Genomic DNA, 2,176 nt, shown 5'->3' on the forward strand with positions numbered 1-2,176 from the left:
AACAACGATGACTTGCCACTCCCCACACGCCCCAGGATGGCGATGCGTTCACCCGCTTCAATCTTGATGTTGATGTTCTTGAGAAACTCCGGCAGCTTCTGTCCGTTCGGCGACGGGTAGTGAAAACCAACACCCTTCAGTTCGATTGCACCGGTAACGACGGGGCCGTCGAGGTAATCGACTTCCGGATCGCGCTCGACGGGCTTCTTCATCAGGCCGCTGAGCGAATCGAGCGCCGCTTTGGACTGCTGGAAACGCACGGCGAGACCGGTCACTTGCGCAAGCGGAGCGAGCGCGCGGCTGGCGAGAATCACTGAACCGATCAACGCGCCTTGAGTCATCTTGCCGTCGGATATGAGATACACCCCTGCCACCACGATCATTACAGTCTCGAACTGCGTGATCCACGAGACGAAGTTCGTCGCGAGCGCTGAGAGGCGCTTGGATTTCATCGAGGTGTCGGAGGCTTTGGCCGAGAACAGTTCCCAGCGTTCCTGCATGTAGCGCTCGCCGCCTGTTGCCTTGAGCGTTTCGATACCTTCGACCGTTTCAATCAGGACACCTTGCTTCAGCGATGACTCGCGCAGGTTTTCCTTCATCGTCTTCTTGAGCGGCCACTGAATGAAGAGGCTTACACCAATAATTACCGGAACCAATGCCAGCGGGATAAAGCCGAGCGGGCCGGCGATCATGAAGATCACCGCGATGTACAGGAAGCAGAACGGCAGGTCCGAGATGGTCGCGAGCGTGGCGGACGCCACGAAATCGCGCACAGACTCAAATTCCCTCAACTGGTTGGCAAACGATCCCGACGACGCCGGCTTGTGCTCCATGCGAATGGACAGCGCCTGCTTGAAGAGCATCGCGCCCATGATCAGGTCGGCCTTCTTGCCGGCGACATCGAGTACATGTGCCCGCACGTTGCGCGAGATGAACTCGAACAGCATCGCAATTGCAACGCCGATCGCAAGCGACCATAACGTGGTGAACGCCTGGTTCGGCACCACGCGGTCATACACGTTCATGGTGAAGAAGGTGCCGGCGAGCGCGAGCACGTTGATGAGCAGCGCGGCAAGGGCTGCGCTCCAGTAATAGCGCCGATAACGCCACAGCGTGCTCAGCAGCCAGTGGCCGTTCTCTTTCGGTTCGGGCTTTCCGGCGCGCACATCGACACGGCCGACCGGCTTCACGAGCATCGCGTAACCCGTGTAGTTCGCCTTCAACTGGCTCACGCCGATCGCGACGACTTTCGAGCCCGCTTCCGGCAGCACCACGAGGTACGCGGCTTCCATTTCGTCTTGGGGCTGCACGCCTTCCTTGATTTCGGCGGCCGGCTTGATGAGCTTGACGTCGGTCGGTGAACGGCCGATCAGCACGCAGCCGCCGTGATCCTTGCGGAACAGCACGACGGGCAGGAGCATTGGCGACACTTCGTGCGGCTGACGTTCAATCACACCGACCGAGAAACCGGACTGTTCCATCGCGAGCTGTGCCTGTTTTGGCGATATGAATCGTCCCGCAGGCAAGCCCGACAACATGGACGCTTCGCTGGTCGGCTTGCCGTGGTAGGCCGCCATCCAGACGAGGCTTTGCAGCAAGGTATCGTCAACCTTCGTCGATAGCGCCAATGCGTCGCCGTCGTCTGGTTGAATGGGCGTTATTGCGCCCGGTACTTCATTTTTCATGGCATTTGACTGGTGAGCGTCCGGAGGGGAGGCTGAGCCTCCGGACCGGCCGGGGTGGATACGTCGCTCTGGACGACGCGGAACGATTCGTCGCGGAATGCATTTATTTCAGCGGGTGCATTATCTGCACCGGACTGGACGCGGAAAATCGGAAGCGTCTTAAATACAAAACCGGAAAGGAATCCGTAATTGCAACTCTGCGCACTGGGTTAATGCGATGAGTTGATTCTCGGCGTCGAGGCCTCGGAGAACCATGAGAACCGTCCTAATTAGGCGAATGCCGGACAGTGCAAATGCAGACGTTTCTCTCGAGCTGGATCAGGGACTTACGCAGGGGAAGGTGAGCAACGGCGGGGGGTTGAAGCGCGGGGACGGACGTTAAAATGGCGGCGCTTGAGGCCAGCGTTTCGGTTATTGAAAAATACTGAATTGAATTAGGAAAGCTTGATATTGACCGGCATCCCTATAAACGTCATCGAGCAGAACAGCGC

1 protein-coding gene is annotated in these 2,176 nt (G+C 58.3%); it reads right to left on the reverse strand.

Translation table 11 applies throughout. The features are described 5' to 3' along the window. On the reverse strand, positions 1-1,685 hold a 1,685-nt coding region (locus tag WCA53_RS26945; protein WP_423917854.1), incomplete at its 3' end, for an ABC transporter transmembrane domain-containing protein. Positions 1,686-2,176: the final 491 nt, after the last annotated feature.

The organism is Caballeronia sp., from assembly GCF_049581465.1.
GTDB lineage: Bacteria > Pseudomonadota > Gammaproteobacteria > Burkholderiales > Burkholderiaceae > Caballeronia.